Annotated in this window: 19 protein-coding genes; 9 read left to right on the forward strand and 10 right to left on the reverse strand. The window is 67.7% G+C overall.

Going from position 1 to position 16,657, the window contains the following annotated elements; genetic code table 11:
• Positions 1-55 precede the first annotated feature (55 nt).
• Positions 56-1,165 (forward strand): C45 family peptidase, encoded by a 1,110-nt coding sequence (locus tag JVH1_RS17245; protein WP_009476936.1) that lies wholly within the window; start codon positions 56-58, stop codon positions 1,163-1,165.
• A gap of 67 nt (positions 1,166-1,232) precedes the next feature.
• Here JVH1_RS17245 and JVH1_RS17250 read toward each other — a convergent pair whose 3' ends face one another.
• From JVH1_RS17250 to JVH1_RS17265, 4 genes are all read right to left on the reverse strand, one after another.
• Positions 1,233-1,883 (reverse strand): GntR family transcriptional regulator, encoded by a 651-nt coding sequence (locus JVH1_RS17250; protein ID WP_009476935.1) that lies wholly within the window; start codon positions 1,881-1,883, stop codon positions 1,233-1,235.
• A gap of 116 nt (positions 1,884-1,999) precedes the next feature.
• Entirely contained in the window at positions 2,000-2,992 is a 993-nt protein-coding gene (locus tag JVH1_RS17255; protein ID WP_009476934.1) for a transketolase family protein, read from the reverse strand.
• A gap of 1 nt (position 2,993) precedes the next feature.
• A complete protein-coding gene (locus tag JVH1_RS17260; protein ID WP_009476933.1) occupies positions 2,994-3,884 on the reverse strand; it encodes a transketolase in 891 nt (296 codons plus the stop codon).
• Positions 3,881-5,272, reverse strand: a complete 1,392-nt coding sequence (locus JVH1_RS17265; protein ID WP_007296233.1) for an MFS transporter — start codon at positions 5,270-5,272, stop codon at positions 3,881-3,883. The genes JVH1_RS17260 and JVH1_RS17265 overlap by 4 nt, the downstream gene beginning before the upstream one ends.
• Positions 5,273-5,509: 237 nt before the next feature.
• On the opposite strand from JVH1_RS17265, the gene JVH1_RS17270 reads away from it, so the two are divergent.
• From JVH1_RS17270 to JVH1_RS17285, 4 genes are all read left to right on the forward strand, one after another.
• The gene (locus JVH1_RS17270; RefSeq protein ID WP_009476932.1) at positions 5,510-6,283 is read left to right on the forward strand and encodes an SDR family NAD(P)-dependent oxidoreductase; all 774 of its coding nucleotides are present in this window, start codon (positions 5,510-5,512) and stop codon (positions 6,281-6,283) included.
• A gap of 18 nt (positions 6,284-6,301) precedes the next feature.
• Entirely contained in the window at positions 6,302-6,631 is a 330-nt protein-coding gene (locus JVH1_RS17275) for a WhiB family transcriptional regulator (RefSeq protein ID WP_007296235.1), read from the forward strand.
• Between the two features lie 103 nt (positions 6,632-6,734).
• The gene (locus JVH1_RS17280; protein WP_007296236.1) at positions 6,735-7,157 is read left to right on the forward strand and encodes a YciI family protein; all 423 of its coding nucleotides are present in this window, start codon (positions 6,735-6,737) and stop codon (positions 7,155-7,157) included.
• Positions 7,130-8,455, forward strand: coding sequence for an RNA polymerase sigma factor (locus tag JVH1_RS17285; protein ID WP_009476930.1), 1,326 nt, complete (start codon positions 7,130-7,132; stop codon positions 8,453-8,455). The genes JVH1_RS17280 and JVH1_RS17285 overlap by 28 nt, the downstream gene beginning before the upstream one ends.
• A 16-nt stretch (positions 8,456-8,471) precedes the next feature.
• Here JVH1_RS17285 and JVH1_RS17290 read toward each other — a convergent pair whose 3' ends face one another.
• From JVH1_RS17290 to JVH1_RS17315, 6 genes are all read right to left on the reverse strand, one after another.
• Positions 8,472-8,852 carry a VOC family protein gene (locus JVH1_RS17290; RefSeq protein ID WP_009476929.1) on the reverse strand — a complete coding sequence of 127 codons (381 nt, stop codon included), beginning with the start codon at positions 8,850-8,852 and terminating at the stop codon, positions 8,472-8,474.
• Positions 8,853-8,990: 138 nt separating this feature from the next.
• Entirely contained in the window at positions 8,991-10,184 is a 1,194-nt protein-coding gene (locus JVH1_RS17295) for a serine hydrolase (RefSeq protein ID WP_009476928.1), read from the reverse strand.
• Between the two features lie 212 nt (positions 10,185-10,396).
• On the reverse strand, positions 10,397-12,817 hold the full coding sequence (locus JVH1_RS17300) for an excinuclease ABC subunit UvrA (protein WP_009476926.1): 2,421 nt from the start codon (positions 12,815-12,817) through the stop codon (positions 10,397-10,399).
• 52 nt (positions 12,818-12,869) lie between these two features.
• Positions 12,870-13,283 carry a VOC family protein gene (locus JVH1_RS17305; RefSeq protein WP_009476925.1) on the reverse strand — a complete coding sequence of 138 codons (414 nt, stop codon included), beginning with the start codon at positions 13,281-13,283 and terminating at the stop codon, positions 12,870-12,872.
• 13 nt (positions 13,284-13,296) lie between these two features.
• Complete coding sequence (locus tag JVH1_RS17310; protein WP_009476924.1) at positions 13,297-13,737, reverse strand: helix-turn-helix transcriptional regulator; 441 nt, start codon at positions 13,735-13,737, stop codon at positions 13,297-13,299.
• Positions 13,738-13,799: 62 nt separating this feature from the next.
• Positions 13,800-13,967, reverse strand: a complete 168-nt coding sequence (locus JVH1_RS17315; protein ID WP_009476923.1) for a hypothetical protein — start codon at positions 13,965-13,967, stop codon at positions 13,800-13,802.
• Positions 13,968-14,168: 201 nt separating this feature from the next.
• Here JVH1_RS17315 and JVH1_RS17320 point away from each other — a divergent pair, with 201 nt between their 5' ends.
• The 4 genes from JVH1_RS17320 to JVH1_RS17335 all read left to right on the forward strand — a co-directional run bounded on the left by JVH1_RS17320 (position 14,169) and on the right by JVH1_RS17335 (position 16,523).
• Positions 14,169-14,870 carry an RNA polymerase sigma factor gene (locus JVH1_RS17320; protein WP_009476922.1) on the forward strand — a complete coding sequence of 234 codons (702 nt, stop codon included), beginning with the start codon at positions 14,169-14,171 and terminating at the stop codon, positions 14,868-14,870.
• Positions 14,871-14,882: 12 nt separating this feature from the next.
• Positions 14,883-15,107 (forward strand): anti-sigma factor, encoded by a 225-nt coding sequence (locus JVH1_RS17325; RefSeq protein WP_009476921.1) that lies wholly within the window; start codon positions 14,883-14,885, stop codon positions 15,105-15,107.
• Between the two features lie 118 nt (positions 15,108-15,225).
• The gene (locus tag JVH1_RS17330; protein WP_009476920.1) at positions 15,226-15,531 is read left to right on the forward strand and encodes a hypothetical protein; all 306 of its coding nucleotides are present in this window, start codon (positions 15,226-15,228) and stop codon (positions 15,529-15,531) included.
• A gap of 122 nt (positions 15,532-15,653) precedes the next feature.
• Positions 15,654-16,523 (forward strand): MurR/RpiR family transcriptional regulator, encoded by an 870-nt coding sequence (locus JVH1_RS17335; RefSeq protein ID WP_043780397.1) that lies wholly within the window; start codon positions 15,654-15,656, stop codon positions 16,521-16,523.
• Positions 16,524-16,657 lie beyond the last annotated feature (134 nt).

Here is a 16,657-nt window from a genome sequence, read left to right on the forward strand (position 1 = left end):
CTGTGATCGATCGGCACACAGCACTATTCACACCAGCACCACAACGAGGACCACGATGACCGAGACCAGCACTGCCCACTCCCACGTCTGCGTGGACGACACCCGGCCGCACGAACGCGGCATCGCCCGCGGCACGCAGCTGCGCACCGACCTGCCTGCGTCCGTGGAACTGTATCTGCGCCTGTTCGACACGGTCGGCGTCACCGAGTCCCGCACCCGCGACAGCGCGCACCGCCTCGCGGATGTCCTGGCGGCGTGGAGCCCCCGGTACCTCGAGGAGATCGAGGGCATCGCGGCCGGCGCCGGGCTCGAGCCCTGGCACGTGATGGCGCTCAACGGCCGGACGGAGATCCTGTCGCAGGCAACCGCGGCCCGTCCCGGCGAGTGCTCCACCATCGCCTACGCACCCGCGGATCGTCCGTCGGCGCCGTTCGGCGTCCAGACCTGGGACTGGCACGAGGAATTGGACCCGTACTGGCACACCCATCAGGTGCGCGGAACCCGCCACAGTTACGTGGGGCTGACCGAGCACGGCATCCTCGGCAAGATCGGCATGAACAGCGCGGGTCTCGGAATCTTCTTCAACATCCTCGGCCACCGCGACGACGCACCGGCCGGGGTGCCCGTGCACGTCCTGTCGGCGGCGGTCCTCGGTGAAGCCGGAACCGTCGACGAAGCCCTCGAACTGCTGCGCTCGGCACCGATCGCCACCTCGGGCGCATTGACCCTGCTCGACCCCGACACCGTCGCTTGTGCCGAGGTCAGCCCCGTCGGCGTCGCGACGCTCCGCCCGAGCGGCGGATTCCTGACGCACACCAACCACTTCCTCGACCCGGCCAACGCCGCCCGCGAGAAGACCGGTCTGTACGAGCCGGACTCGCAGGACCGCTACGGTCTGATCGCCTCACGGCAACAGCGGTACGCCGAGCCGGCCGTCGCCGATCACCTCGTCGAGTACCTGTACTCCGATCCGGGGCAGCCCCAGCTGTGCTGCGTCCCCGCCCCGGACGCCGTCTTCGGTCAGCGCTGGGCCACCCTCGCGACAGTGCTGCTCGAACCCGGGCACCGCCGCGCCCGCATCCTCGCCGGCACACCGATCGACGCCCGCCGACGGGCATGGACCACACTCGACGCCACCGAGCCCGCGTGTGTCGTCGGCGGGTGACACGGCGGCCTGTCCCGGGCACGTGAGCGGCAAAGCGTGTGCCCGCACTCTTTCCCACTCACCTGGGTCAGGACACCAAATTCGCTGAGGCCCAGTCCATGTGCGTCTGAATCGCATTGGCCGCTTCGTCGGCGTCGCCGGTTTCGATGGCGTCGACGATGGCGCTGTGGCGGTCGACGTCCATGTTGCCGACGGCGCGGTCGAGGCCGGCGAACATGATCGACATCCGGATCGATCCTTCGAGGGAGATCCACGAGTGCAGGAGTGTGTCGTTACCGGTCAGGGAGCACATGGTGCGGTGAAAGTTCAGGTCGGCCTCGATGCGGGCTTCGAGGACGGCGGTGTCCATCACGTCGAGGGCGGCGCGCAGTTCCGCGATGACGGTGGTGCGGTCGGCCAGGCCGGCGAGTTCCCGAACGGCCAGCGCCTCGAGTGCGGCGCGGACGGCGAAGATGTCGCGGATCTCCTTGGAATCGAGGTGCCGGACGTACAGCCGGCCCCGCGCGCCGGCGGAGATCAACCCCTCCTGCTGGAGTTGCCGCATCGCCTCGCGGAGCGTGCCGCGGCTGATCTGCAGCATCTCGGACAGTTCGGTCTCCACGAGCGGGCTGCTCGGCGCCAGCTCCCCGCTGGTGATCGCGACCCGCAGGGCGGCGACGGCTTGCTGACGGAGGCTGGTCTTCTCCAGCCCGAGCAGTGCGGCGGGTTGTCCGGCCATGGGTGCCTCCGTGGGGTCAGCGATCAACTGTCGACAGCGGTCTGTTGACAGCAATCTGTTGACAGCCATCGTACGGCCCGCGCCGCCCTGCCTGCGGCGTGGGCCGTACGCGCTGGTCATGCCAGTTCGCCCAGAACCTTGGCGACGATCCGGTCCGTGCTCAAGCCGTACCGCTCGTGCAGGGTGGGCAGGGCACCGGCGTCGAGGAACTGGTCGGGGAGAGCGATCGGCACGATCCGCTTGCCGAGCCCGGCCGTGACGACGGCGGCGGCCACCGTCTCGAAGAGACCGCCGATCACGGTGTGGTTCTCCAGGGTGACCACCAGTCGGTCGGTGTTCACCTCCGCGAGGACGGTCTCGGCGTCGAACGGTTTGATCGTCGGCGTGTGGACGACCGCGACGTCGACGTTGTGCGCGGCGAGTCGGTCGGCGGCCTGCAGCGCGCGCATCGTCATAAGGCCACTGGTGACGAACACGACGTCGTTGCCGCCACGCAGCACCTTGGCCTTGCCCAGTTCGAACGTGTAGTCGTACTCGTCGAGCACGGTCGCGACCTTCCCCCGCAGCAGCCGCAGGTAGGTGGGACCGTCGGAGGCGGCGAGCTGCGGGACGGCCTGTTCGATGTCGATCGAGTCGCAGGGGTCGACGATGGTGAGGTTGGGGATGCCCCGGAAGATGGCCATGTCCTCGGTGGCCTGATGGCTGGGCCCGTAGCCGGTGGTCAGTCCGGGGAGCCCACCGATGATGTTGACGTTGAGGTTCGGTTCGGCGATGTCGAGGCACAGGAAGTCGTAGGCGCGGCGCGCGGCGAACACCGAATACGTGGACGCGAACGGCACCAGGCCGGTCTCGGCCATCCCGGCGGCGGCTCCGAGCAGCAGCTGTTCGGCCATCCCCATCTGGAAGAACCGGTCGGGGAACTCCTGCGCGAAGATGTGCATGTCGGTGTACTTGGCGAGGTCGGCGGACAGGCCGACGATCTTGTCGTTCTCCGGGGCGGCCTTCACCAGGGCGTGCCCGAACGGCGCGGACGTGGTCTTCTGGCCGTCGTCGACGAACGAGGCGATCATGGCCGACGTCTTGAGCTTGGGCTTGCTGGCGGTGGTCATGTCAGGCGTCCTTGTGGTCGAAGCCGGCGGTGAGCTGGTCGCGGCAGATCTGCCACTCGTGTTCGTCGATGCGCATGAAGTGCGCCTTCTCCCGGGTCTCGAGCAGGGGCACGCCCTTCCCGACGCGGGTGTCGCAGAGGATGATCGACGGCTTGCCGTCGGATTCGGCGGCGGCGCTGTCGAACGCGCGCACCAGTGCGGTGACGTCGTTGCCGTCGACGCGTTCGACGTGCCACCCGCAGGCCGCCCACTTGTCGTGCACGGGTTCGGTGCTCAGGACCGTGGAGGTCGCACCGTCGGCTTGGAGGGCGTTGATGTCGACCATCGCGGTGAGATTGCCGAGCTGGTGGTGATGGGCGCCCATGGCCGCCTCCCACGTCGAACCCTCGTCGAGTTCGCCGTCGGAGAGGAAGTTGAAGACACGGGCGGTGGAATGCTGGTGACGCAGCCCGAGTGCCATCCCGACCGCGATGGTGAGACCGTGGCCGAGGGAGCCGCCGGAAATTTCCATGCCGGGGGTGTACGTGGACATCGCCGACATCGGAAGCCGGGAGTCGTCGGAGCCGTAGGTTTCCAGTTCGCTGCGGGGGATGATTCCGGCCTCGGCGAGTGCGGCGTAGTGGCCGATGGCGTAGTGGCCGGTGGACAGAAGGAACCGGTCCCGGCCCTCCCATGCGGGATCGTCTGCGCGGTAACGTAGTTGGTCGGCGTAGACGGTGGCGAAGATGTCGGCGGCTCCGAGCGCCTGCCCGACGTATCCCTGGCCCTGTTCCTCACCCATGTCGAGGACGTTGTGCCGCATGCGGTAGGCGAACTGTTCGACGTTCGCGATGCGCGACGCGTCACTGGTCGTGTCTTCGGCCGCGGTGGTGGTGGCGGTTGTGGTGGTCACAGGAGTTCCTTTTCCTTGCGGATCGTGGGCGTGGTGCCGGTGGACGTCGGCGCGTCGACGCTTTTGGAATCGGCGCGCGCCGCAGCCTCGGCGGCGAGGCGCCGTTCGGTGGGTCCCCAGGTCTCCCTGGTGATCAACGCCGCCCACAGTCCGATCAGGGCGTACGTGCTGAACAGCAGCGCCGGACCCCACCAGCCGAAGGAGACGAACAGCAATGTGGTGACGAAGGGCGTGAAGCCGGAGACCATCGCCGAGATCTGATAGGCGAGGGACGCTCCCGAGGCGCGGCGCGAGGCGTCGAAGAGTTCGGGGAACCACGCACCCTGCGCTCCCGCCATCGAATTCTGGCAGACCGCGTAGGCGATCACGATGGTGGCGATGACCAGGATGAACAGGCCGGTGTTGACCAGAAGGAACATCGGGATTCCGAACAGTGCCGCGAAGGCGCAGGACGCGATGTAGAGGGGGCGTCGTCCGATACGGTCGGTGAGTCGGGCCCAGGCGACGGTGGCGAAGATGCCGATTGCGGACGCGATGCAGAGGGCGACAAGGGTTTCGGACTTCCCGGCGAGACCCTGGTTGTGCAGGTAGGAGATCATGTAGGTGATCGACACCGCGTAACCGGCCGTCTCGGCGACTCGAAGACCGATGCCGCGCAGAATGTTTCGCCAGTCGTATTTGATGGATTCGAGTACCGGGGACTTGACGATGTCGCCCTCGTTCTTGACGTCCTCGAAGACTGGGGACTCGGGCACCTTCGACCTGATGACCAGGCCGACCATCACCAGGACGATGCTGGCGAGGAACGGCACCCGCCAGGCCCAGTCGCCGCCGAGGTGCACGCTGAACAGAAACACCAGATTCGCCAGCAGCAGTCCGACGGGGAAGCCGGCCTGCACGATGCCGGTGAACTTGCCCTTGGACTTCCAGGGGGCGTGCTCGTAGCTCATCAGGATCGCACCGCCCCACTCGGCGCCGAAAGCGAGGCCCTGGACGACGCGGACGAGGACCAGCAGCACCGGCGCGATGAGCCCCACCTGCGAATAGGTGGGCAGCAGGCCGATCGCGAAGGTCGCGAGACCCATCGCGATCAGCGACGCCACCAGCACGGGTTTGCGACCCAGCTTGTCCCCGAGATGTCCGCCGAGCACCCCGCCGAGCGGGCGCGCCGCAAAACCGACACCCAGCGTCGCGAACGCGGCGAGTGTTCCGGTGACCGGGTCGGCGCCCGGGAAGAAGGCGGTACCGAAGTACAGCGCGGCGGCCGTGCCGAAGCCGATGAAGTCGTACGTCTCGATGACGGCACCCACCGAGGAGCCGATTGCTACGCGCTTGGCGTCCTTCGTGCCATGGACAGGACCTCGCATCCTGAGTGTTTCGGTACTCATGGGGACTCCTCTTCGAGCTGCCGGTTTCTACGATTGCCGCCGATTTGTTGACTGTCAACAGTGCGGTTCCAACAGTGTGATCCGAGCCACGTCAATATGTCAACCGTTACCCGCCGACGGTTGACTGTTAACAGTTGATCGGCTTACTGTGGTGGCAGTCACCTACCGCGCCGTCGACCTCCCTGTTCTCCCCCGCATCGGACGGGACGCGCGATTCCAGCAACACGAGGAGCGATCATGTCGTCCATTCAGCGCACCGCCGTCATCACCGGCGCCACCTCCGAGCGCGGGATCGGTCTCGCCACCGCCCGCCGCTACGCCGAAGAGGGCTGGGCGATCGTCGTTCTCGACCTCGACGGGGAGAAGTCCGCGAAGGTCGCCGCCGAGATCGGCAACGAGTTCGGGGTACCGGCCTTCGGTCACGACATCGACGTCGCCGACGAGAACTCGGTCCAGCGGGCGCACGACGGTGTCGCCGCCGAAGTCGCCGGCGGCAACCTCCCCGCTGTGGGTGCGCTCGCGAACATCGCCGGCATCACCTCGCCGGTGCCGTTCCTCGAGACCACGCTGGAACTGTGGAACAAGGTGATGGCGGTCAACGCCACCGGCACCTACCTCGTCACCCGCGCGTTCCTGCCGGCCATGATCGACAACGGCTGGGGGCGTGTGGTGAACATGTCGTCCGTCTCCGCCCAGCGGGGTGGCGGCGTCTTCGGCAAGGTGCCCTACTCGTCCGCCAAAGCCGCGGTTCTCGGTTTCACCAAGTCACTCGCACGGGAACTCGGTGACAGCGGAGTCACCGTCAACGCCGTCACCCCCGGTGCGGTCGACACCAGCATCCGCGTGGGCAGCACCGCCGAACAGGAAGCCGCACTCTGCCGCGACATCCCCCTCGGCCGGGTCGCGACCACCACCGAGGTCGCCGCCGTCATCACCTTCCTGTCCTCGCAGGACGCCGCGTACCTCACCGGCACCACCGTCGACATCAACGGCGGCAGCCACCTGCACTGAGTCGGTGCAGCCACCGCGGTGGACGGTACCCACCGTCCACCGCCCGAATCCCCGGGACACCCGATGATCGACCACACGACAATTCACGACCTACCCACCACCGCAGCCGAACGCTGGGGATGGCGGTACCGCGCCCACTGCCGCACCACCGAGCCCGCCGCCTTCTTCGCTCCGGACGGCGAACGACGCGGCGCCCGGATCCGGCGTGAACGACGCGCCAAACAGATCTGCAACGGGTGCGTCGTCGCCCGGCAATGCCGAGCACACGCAACCGAACACCGCGAAACCCACGGAATATGGGGCGGCACCACCGAAACCGACCGGCGCCGAGCCGGCCGGGCGCGATAGGTTCGAAAAAGATTTCGGCGAGTGTGTCGATCCATGTCACTCCCCGTTCGACCTGAGGATGAGAAGGTCCAAGAGGGACCCCGACATCCAAGGAGACGGAACCATGAAGTACATGCTGATCATGCGCGCCACCGACGAGACCTTCGCGGCGTCCCAGGACGTTGATTTCACCGAGATCATGGAAGCGATGGGCAAGTTCAACGACGAGATGATCCGCGCCGGCGTGCTGCTCGCGGCCGAGGGTCTGGACCCCGACCCCGAATCGGGTGTGGTGGTCGACTACTCCTCGGAAACACCTGTCGTGACCGACGGCCCCTACGGCGAGACGAAGGAGTTGTTCGGCGGCTTCTGGATGCTCAACGTCGCGTCGAAGGAGGAGGCTGTCGAGTGGGCCAAGCGTGCCCCGATGGCTGGTCCCGGTTCCAAAGCAGAGATCCGCCGGGTCGCGACGATCGACGAGTTCCCGCAGGACAACGTGTGGATCCAGAAGGAGCGGGCGTGGCGCGAAGCGACCGGTCAGCTCTGAGCGGATCGACGGGTGACGGCCACACCGGGCGTGAGGCCGTCGCCGCCGTCTGGCGGATCGAGTCGGCACGGATCGTCGGTGCGCTCGCGCGGTACACCGGCGATTTCGCGCTGGCCGAGGACCTCGCCCAGGAGGCGCTGGCCGAGGCACTCGTGAGCTGGCCACGCGACGGTATCCCCCACAACCCCGCGGGATGGTTGCTCACCGTCGGCCGACGCCGCGCGATCGACGCGTTCCGTCGGCGCTCCGCCCTCGACGAGAGGTACGCCGCCCTCGCTCACGACCTGAGCGAGGGCGGCTCCGCCTCGGGCAGCGGGCCCGCCGATCCGGCCCGGGGCACCGGGGACGTGCTGTGGGATCCGGACCAGATCGACGACGACATGCTGGCGTTGATGTTCATCTCCTGCCACCCCGTGCTGTCGCGGGAGGCGAGGGTCGCGCTCACCCTGCGGGTGGTCGGCGGTCTGACGAGCGACGAGATCGCGAAGGTGTTCCTCGTGCCGACCGCGACCGTGCAGGCCCGGATCACCCGGGCGAAGAAGACCCTCGGGGCGGCCCGGGTGCCGTTCGAAGTGCCGCCCGCCGCAGAGCGGACCGGGCGACTCGGCTCGGTGCTCAGCGTGATCTACCTGATCTTCACCGAAGGGTCCTCGGCCAGCTCCGGTGACGACCTGATCCGCCTCGACCTCGCGAGCGAGGCGCAGCGCCTCGCTCGGGTGCTGGCTCGGCTGGTGCCCGACGAGCCGGAGGTGCACGGCCTGCTGGCGCTGCTCGAACTGACCGCGGCGCGGTTCCCGGCCCGCACCGGGGCGGACGGCGAGCCGGTGCTGCTCGAGGACCAGGACCGCCGCCGCTGGGACCGCACCGCGATCCGCCGGGGACGCGCCGCCCTCGCCCGAGCGGAGCAGGTCGGCCGCGGGCTGGGCGCCTACGGCCTGCAGGCGGCGATCGCCGAATGTCATGCCGTCGCGCCGTCCGTCGACGCGACGAACTGGGAGCGGATCGTCCTCATCTACGAGGCACTCGGTCGGCTCGCGCCGTCACCGGTGATCGACCTCAACCGGGCGGTGGCGGTCTCCATGGCCCAGGGACCGGCCGCGGCGCTGCCGATCGTGGACGAGCTGGTGGCCGCCCAGGCGCTGTCGAATTCGCACCTGCTGCCGAGCGTTCGCGGCGAACTGCTCACCCGCCTGGGACGCACCGACGAGGCGCGCACCGAATTCGAGGCGGCCGTGCGGTTGTGCGGCAACGAGCGCGAGCGGACGGTGCTGGGGCGTAAGCTCGCCGACCTGCGCTGACCCCGACCGGTGAGCATCAGAGTGGGTCCAGGCGAGCCTTCAGCAGGCAGAACTCATTGCCTTCGGGGTCGGCGAGGACATGCCACTGCTCCTGCCCTGTCTGGCCGATGTCGGCCGGGCGCGCCCCGAGCTTCAGTAGGCGTTCGAGCTCGGCGTCCTGATCGCGGTCGGTGGCGTTGACGTCGATGTGCAGCCGGGATTTCCCCTTCTCCGGCTCATCCATGCGGCTGAGGATGATCGTCGGCTGCGGACCGCCGAACCCATCGCGCGGCCCGATCTCCACCGACCCGTCGTCCTCGTGATCGAGCACGACGAAGTCCAGGACCTCGCACCAGAACCGCGAAAGCAGCTCAGGGTCGCGGCAACCGAGCACGAGCTCACTGATACGACATGCCATGACGAAACCTGCTCTCAGCCCGGGAACTGCCGGGAGCCCACACACGAACCTCATGGGCTCCCAGCGGTGAAGACAATCCCGCGATCGTACCGGGCAGGGCCACCGGCCATCCAGTGGAAAACCGGCTTCGAGACCGACCTAGACGGGTGAGCCCAGAGTGGCGTGACGGTACGCCGCCGTCTCGAAGTCCAGGTAGCCGCCGAAAGACACGGGATCGGCGAACGGCAGGATCTGGGTGGCCCAGTACCCGGCGATTCCGTTGCGACGATCGATCCAGTAGTACGAGTTGGCGAGGCCGGCCCACCCGAGCGACCCCCGGGGCCGGCCGGTGGGTGCGTCCTCTTCGTTCACCATGAACGTGTACGCCCACGACTTACGTTGGCCGGGAAAGAATTCGGCGTCGTTGGTGAGGGCGGGTATCACGGCAGGCAGCATCCCGACCTTTTGTCCCTCGAGGCCGTTGCACACGGCGGCCTGCACGGTGTCGGGCCGCAGCACTCGGCCACCGGGGGCGTCTCCGTCGTTCAGCCACATCCGCAGGAACTTCAGGTAGTCGCCCACCGTGGAGTAGAGGCCGTGCCCGCCCATGTCGATCTCGGGAGCCTGCGGCAGCACCAGATCCAAGGGAGTGAGCCGGCCGTCCTCCTCCCGCTGGTGGATGGTCGCGCGACGGGCCGCCATCGATCCGGTCAGGGTGAAAGCTGTGTCGTGCATGCCGAGCGGCGCGAACACCCGCTCGGCCATCACCTCGCCGAGCCGCTTGCCGCGGATCGCCTCGACCACCTGGCCGGCCCAGTCGATGTTCGTCCCGTACTGCCACTTCTCACCCGGATCGAAGAGCAACGGCGTGGTCAGCGACGCCCGGGTCGCGGTGATCACGCCGGGCTGGTCGTGCTCCACCCCCAACCGGTTGTAGGTCTCGTCGAAGAAGTCGTATCCGAATCCGGCGGTGTGCAACAACAGCATCCGCGTGGTGATGTCCCGCTTCGGTGCCCTCAGCACCGGATCGCCGTGGGCGTCGAATCCCTCGATGACCTGAATGTCACCGAGTTCCGTAACGTATTCGCGGGCGGGCGCGTCGAGGTCGAGCAGACCCTCTTCGACGCACTGCAGCACGGTGGTCCCGGTGATCGCCTTGGTGGTGGAGAAGATCGCGAACACGGTGTCGGCGGTCATCGGCTCGCCGTCGGCCAGGGACCGCACCCCGGCGGCGCCCTCGAACACCGTGTGGTCGCGATCGGTCACCATCGCCACCACTCCGGGCACCCTCGGCGCACCTTCCTCGGTCACGCTGTCGAGAACCTTGCCGAGCGCGGCGTTGAGATCGGACATTCCACTCTCCTGTCGTGTCTGTGGTCACTGATGGAACGTGACGCTATGACCGGGCGGAGGGTGGCGACGTCTCAGTTCGGCACCGCACGTCTCGGTTCGGCAGAATCCGCGTGGCGGGCGTCACAGTTGCACTGCGGCCCAATGCCGGCCACCGAACGCGAAAGCCCCCGGCCGCCGTGGCAACCGGGGGCACATCTCGACGAGCGCCTCGATCAGGTGCCGACGTAGGCCGCGAGGTGCTCGCCGGTGAGGGTGGAGCGGGCGGACACCAGATCCTCCGGCCTGCCCTCGAACACGATCCGGCCGCCGTCGTGGCCGGCGCCCGGGCCGAGGTCGATGATCCAGTCGGCGTGCGCCATGACCGCCTGGTGATGCTCGATGACGATGACCGACTTACCGGAGTCGACGAGCCGGTCGAGCAGTCCGAGCAGCTGTTCGACATCGGCGAGGTGCAGACCGGTGGTCGGTTCGTCGAGGACGTAGGTGTCGCCCTTGTCGGCCATGGCGGTGGCCAGCTTGAGCCGCTGCCGTTCGCCGCCGGACAGCGTGGTGAGCGGCTGTCCGAGGCTGAGGTAGCCGAGCCCGACGTCGGCGAGCCTCTGCAGAATCTTGTGCGCCGCCGGGATCCGCGCCTCGCCGGAACCGAAGAACTCCTCGGCCTCGGCCACCGGCATCGCGAGCACTTCGGCGATATTCCGGCCGCCCAGCGTGTACTCGAGCACCTCGGCCTGGAACCGCTTCCCCTCGCACTCCTCGCAGGGGGATTCGACGGTGGCCATCACACCCAGGTCGGTGTAGATGACACCGGCGCCGTTGCACGTGGGGCACGCGCCCTCGGAGTTGGAACTGAAGAGCGCCGGCTTCACGCCGTTGGCCTTCGCGAATGCCTTGCGGATCGGCTCGAGCAGCCCGGTGTAGGTCGCCGGGTTGCTTCGCCGGGAGCCCTTGATCGCGCCCTGGTCGATCGACACCACGCCGTCCCGCCCGGACACGGAACCGTGGATCAGCGAACTCTTGCCCGAGCCCGCCACTCCGGTCACGACCACCAGCATGCCGAGTGGGATGTCGACGTCGACGCCGCACAGGTTGTGGCTGTCTGCGCCACGCACCTCGAGCGCCCCCGACGGTGTGCGCACCGACTGTTTCAGCGACGCCCGGTCGTCCAGGTGCCGCCCGGTGAGCGTGTCACTGGACCGCAGCCCCTCGACGGTGCCCTCGAACACCACCTGGCCACCCTCGGTGCCGGCGCGCGGTCCGAGGTCGACGACGTGGTCGGCGATCGCGATCGCCTCCGGCTTGTGCTCCACGACCAGCACCGTGTTGCCCTTGTCGCGCAACTGCAGCAGCAGGCCGTTCATCCTCTGGATGTCGTGCGGGTGCAGGCCGATGGTCGGCTCGTCGAAGACGTACGTGACGTCGGTGAGCGACGAACCGAGGTGCCGGATCATCTTCGTGCGCTGCGCCTCACCACCGGACAGGGTGCCCGACGGCCGGTCGAGGGAGAGGTACCCCAACCCGATCTCCGTGAACGAGTCGAGCAGATGCTGCAGCCCGGTGAGCAGCGGGGCCACCGACGGTTCCTTCAGGCCGCGGACCCAGTCGGCGAGGTCGCTGATCTGCATCGAGCAGACGTCGGCGATGTTCTTGCCCTTGATCTTCGACGATCGCGCCCCCTCGCTGAGTCGGGTGCCGTCGCAGTCGGGGCAGGTGGCGAACGTGATCGCCCGCTCCACGAACGCGCGGATGTGCGGCTGCATGGCGTCGACGTCCTTGGCCAGGAACGACTTCTGGATCTTCGGGATCAGACCCTCATAGGTCACGTTGACGCCCTCGACCTTGATCTTGGTCGGCTCCTTGTAGAGCAGGTCCTGCAACTGCTTCTTGGTGAACTTCGCGATCGGCTTGTCCGGATCGAAGTAGCCGCAGCCCCGGAAGATGCGGCCGTACCAGCCCTCCATGCTGTAGCCGGGGATCGTCAGCGCGCCCTCGTTGAGCGACTTGCTGTCGTCGTAGAGCGCCGTCAGGTCGAAGTCGGTGACCGCCCCCCGGCCCTCGCATCGCGGACACATGCCGCCGGTGATGCTGAAGCTCCGCCGCTCCTTCGTCTGCTGGCCACCGCGCTCGATGGTGACCGCGCCCGCACCGGAGATCGACGCGACGTTGAAGGAGAACGCCTGGGGTGAGCCGATGTGCGGCTTCCCGAGCCGGCTGAACAGGATGCGCAGCATCGCGTTGGCGTCGGTGGCGGTGCCGACTGTGGAGCGGGGGTTCGAACCCATCCGCTCCTGGTCGACGATGATCGCCGTCGTCAGCCCGTCGAGTACGTCGACGTCGGGTCGCGCCAGTGACGGCATGAAGCCCTGCACGAAGGCGCTGTAGGTCTCGTTGATCATCCGCTGCGACTCCGCGGCGATCGTGGCGAACACCAGCGAACTCTTGCCCGAGCCGGAGACACCGGTGAACACCGTCAGCCGGCGCTTCGGGAGCTCGACACTGATGTCCTTGAGGTTGTTCTCGCGCGCGCCGTGCACGCGGATGAGATCGTGACTGTCGGCAAGGTGCAGATCCGGCGACTCCGAGTTTTCCCGTCGCTTCGCTCGGCCCGTCGTGTCCGCCTTCGTGGCCATGCTCATCGTGTCTCCCTCTGTTGGGCGGAGCCGCCTTCGCGGTTTCCGCCAGCGTCGATCAGCGCAGTTCCTGGATACGAACCATGTTGCCCGCGGGATCGCGGAAGGCGCAGTCACGGACTCCGTACGGCTGCTCGGTCGGCTCCTGAACGACCTCCGCGGAGTCGCTGGCCTGCAGCTTCTCGAAGACGCCGTCGAGGTTCCTGGTGGCCAGGTTGATGGCTGCGTACGTGCCCTTGGCCATCATCTCGGCGATGGTGCGACGCTCGTCGTCGGTGATTCCGGGGTCGGCGGCCGGCGGATGCAGAACGATGGACGTGCCGGGCTGGTCGGCCGGGCCCACCGTGATCCAGCGCAGCCCGTTGTATCCGACGTCGTTGCGGACCTCGAAGCCGAGAGCGTCGCGATAGAAAGCCAACGCGGCGTCCGGGTCGTCCTGCGGGAGGTAGGTCTGGTGAATTGTGATGTCCATGGGATCACGATAATTACGAATCAGCGACCTGCGCTTCTCGATTCCTGATCGGTCTGGTGACCTGTTTCGCCACGCACGACGGAATGCCCGCCGTCGCGTCCGCCTCCTGGCGCCGGTAGGTGCTGGGCGGGACCCCGGTCAGCTCGGCGAAACGCGTGCTGAAGGTGCCCAGCGACGAGCAGCCGACCGCGAAACACACCTCGGTGACGCTGAGGTCACCACGACGCAGCAATGCCATCGCCCGCTCGATGCGCCGCGTCATCAGGTACGAGTACGGAGACTCGCCGTACGCGAGCCGGAACTGACGGCTGAGGTGCCCTGCCGACATGTTCACGCCACGGGCGAGCGACTCGACGTCCAGCGGCTGCGCGTGCTCCCGATCGATCCGGTCACGGACGCGGCGCAGCAGCGCGAGATCGCGTAAGCGCTGGTTCTCAGCGGTACTGCTCGTCACATACGAGATCGTGCCACGTCGCACCGGAGTTGCCTAGCGCCACTCGCCCGCGCGCACGCTCCTCACGCCGGGTCGGGTGTTGCGCCTCGGCAGTGGTCGACGAGCGAGACCTGTTCGTCCGGGGCCGGCAGCCGGTCCCGCTCGGCACCGTCGAGGTGGCGAGCTTCCACTGAACCCAGCTGCTCCCAGTAATTCTCCGACCGCGCCAGCGGAGTCCGCCGAAAGTCCATGCGTCGCCCTCCCTGGATTGCCAGGTCCAATCGTTGCCTGGGGCACCCGGGCCGCCGCGACCGTCACCGCATCGCCGCGGCCCGCCACCCCTCCGCACCGAGTCTTCCCCGCACCGCGAAGCCAAGACAGGGCCGTTCGGCCCTACCACCACGAGATCGGGCAGCGTCATCGACGGCTGCCCCTGAGATCAGTAATGTTGGATGGCGTCCGGCCGTCTCACGCGGCCACGCTTCCGGAGCGCCTCGATCACCGAGGAGGAGCGGATGACCGAGATCGATACCTCGCACGAGCAGTGCCTCGTCGACTCTCTACGGGCACGCGACGAGTCGGCGTTCGCCGAACTCGTCGACCAGCACACGCCGATGATGCTGCGCGTGGCGCGGGGATACGTGGCCAGCGCCGAGGTCGCGGAAGACGTCGTCCAGGAAACCTGGATCGCCGTGCTCCAGGGCATCGACGGATTCGAAGGCCGCTCCACCCTCCGTACCTGGCTGTTCCGGATACTCGTCAACATCGCCAAGAAACGGGGAGTGCGGGACCGGCATGATGTCGACGCCGCGCTGGCCGCCTACGCGGGCAGCGCCGCCGTGGACCCGGCCCGGTTCCTGCCCGCATCCTCCCCGGAGGATCCACACCACTGGGCGACTCCGCCGACCAGCTGGCCGGTGACCCCCGAGGGGTCGGTCCTCGGTGCGGAGGTGCTCGACGTCGCCGGCCGCGAACTCGAGCACCTACCCGACCGCCAGCGGATCGTGGTCGTTCTGCGTGACGTCCTCGGCTACGACGCCGAAGAAGTGTCCGCGATGCTCTCGATCACCCCGGCGAACCAGCGGGTGCTGCTGCACCGGGGTCGCGCGCATGTGCGCCAGGCCCTCGAGGATTATCTTGGAACGGGAGCGTGAGACATGGAAGACATGGACTGCCAGGACCTCGTCGAACTCGTCACGGCCTACCTCGAGAACGACATGGATCCCGATGCCCGGGTCCGATTCGAAACCCATCTGGGCGAATGCCAGGGATGCGCCACCTATCTCGAACAGATCGAGCAGACGGTGCACACCCTCGGCGCGCTCCCCCCGGACGAGCTCGATCCGGCGTTGCGGGACCGCCTGCTCGCCGCGTTCCGCGAGTGGCGTTAGCGGCGCGAAACTCGCCGCAAAATAATGTCCGGCAGGGTGTAACGTTTCGCCCCCTCGCAGACACCGTTCGAGTAGCCGTGAACGTTGGGTTCGCGGCACTCGGACAGGAATTCAGACCATGAACGCCACACATTCGCACCAGGACGACCGACGCACCCACCGCGGCTCGCTGCGGAAGCGGATCGTGACCGTGGTGGTGGCTGCAGCCGCATTCGGCGTCCTTCCCGTCGGCGTCGCGGGCGCGGTCGCCCCGGCCGCGCAACACCCGGTCGCCGCAGTGGCCGCCCCTGACACCGGCCGCGACATCCCCGGCGGCAACGACGATCGGACCCGCGATCGGCAGCGCGAACAGCGGCAGGAACGCCGGGCCGAGAACATGCCCACCGATCAGGTTCCGATCATCTGGAACGTCCCAATCAACTGAGTGTGCATACCCACTGAGGGGCAGTGCCTTTCGCCGCACCCTCGGTTCGGCACCTCCGCCGGTCGGTAATCGGCGGAGGCTGCTGCCGCCCTTCGTTCACCGCTGTGTGTTATTCAAGGCTCATGACTGCGTCGTCGATCGATCCGCCCGTAGGAGCCACCCTCTCGGCCATCCGAGCCGTCGCACCCAAGCTGGCTCCGAGCGAACGTCGGGTGGCGGACGTGTGCGTGGAGCGTCCGCAGGATGTTGCGTGGTGGTCGGCGGCCGATGTCGCGGAACACGCAGAGACATCCACTGCCACCGTCATCCGTGCGTGCCAGAACCTTGGTTTCAAGGGTTTCCAGCACTTACGGATGTTGCTGCTACGGGATCTGGGGTCGGCCGATACCGGAACGGGGGGAATACCCGCCGCCGAAGAGAACGGCACCGGACTGGTGCGGGCCGTGTTCGCCGAACTGGCGACGGATCTCGCCGGCGCCCTGGCACCGCTCGACGAAGACTCGTTCGAGCGGGCGGTGACGGCGCTCGCGGAGGCGGAGCGGGTGCTCGTTGTCGGCAACGGAGCGTCGGGACCGTCGGCGGCTGCCGTGGCCGTGCGGTTCATTCTCAACGGCCGCCACGCCGAGGCGCCGACCGACGCCGTGATCCAGCAACTGACTGCCGGGCGCCTGACCTCCCGGGACGTGTGCCTCGCGGTGAGCGACAGCGGGTTGAACTCGGTCACCCTGCGTCCGGTCGAGGCCGCGCGGGCAGCGGGGGCCACGGTCATCGGCGTCACCAGCTACGCCCGTTCGACTCTCGTGGAGAAATCCGACATCGGACTGGTCATCGGCGGCGGTACGGGACCGTGGGGTGGACTCGGCGCATCGGCCACGGTGGTGCAGCTCGCGTTCCTCATCAGCCTGCAGATCGCTGTCTGCCGGGCGCGGGGCGACTCGGCCGAGGCTGCGGCAGAGACGTTCAAACAGATTGTGCCGCTGATCCATCCGTGATGGCATCGGGTGCTACAGCCGTTGCGCGAAGCATCACCGCTGATTGGATCGCCATTCGCCCGCCATTAACCTGACCCTGGCTAACTACCGATGTAACGAAATTCCCCGTCTCGCCGAGATTGGGTAACGTCATT

It is taken from the genome of Rhodococcus sp. JVH1, from assembly GCF_000280725.2.
In the GTDB taxonomy this organism is placed as follows: domain Bacteria; phylum Actinomycetota; class Actinomycetes; order Mycobacteriales; family Mycobacteriaceae; genus Rhodococcus_F; species Rhodococcus_F jostii_A.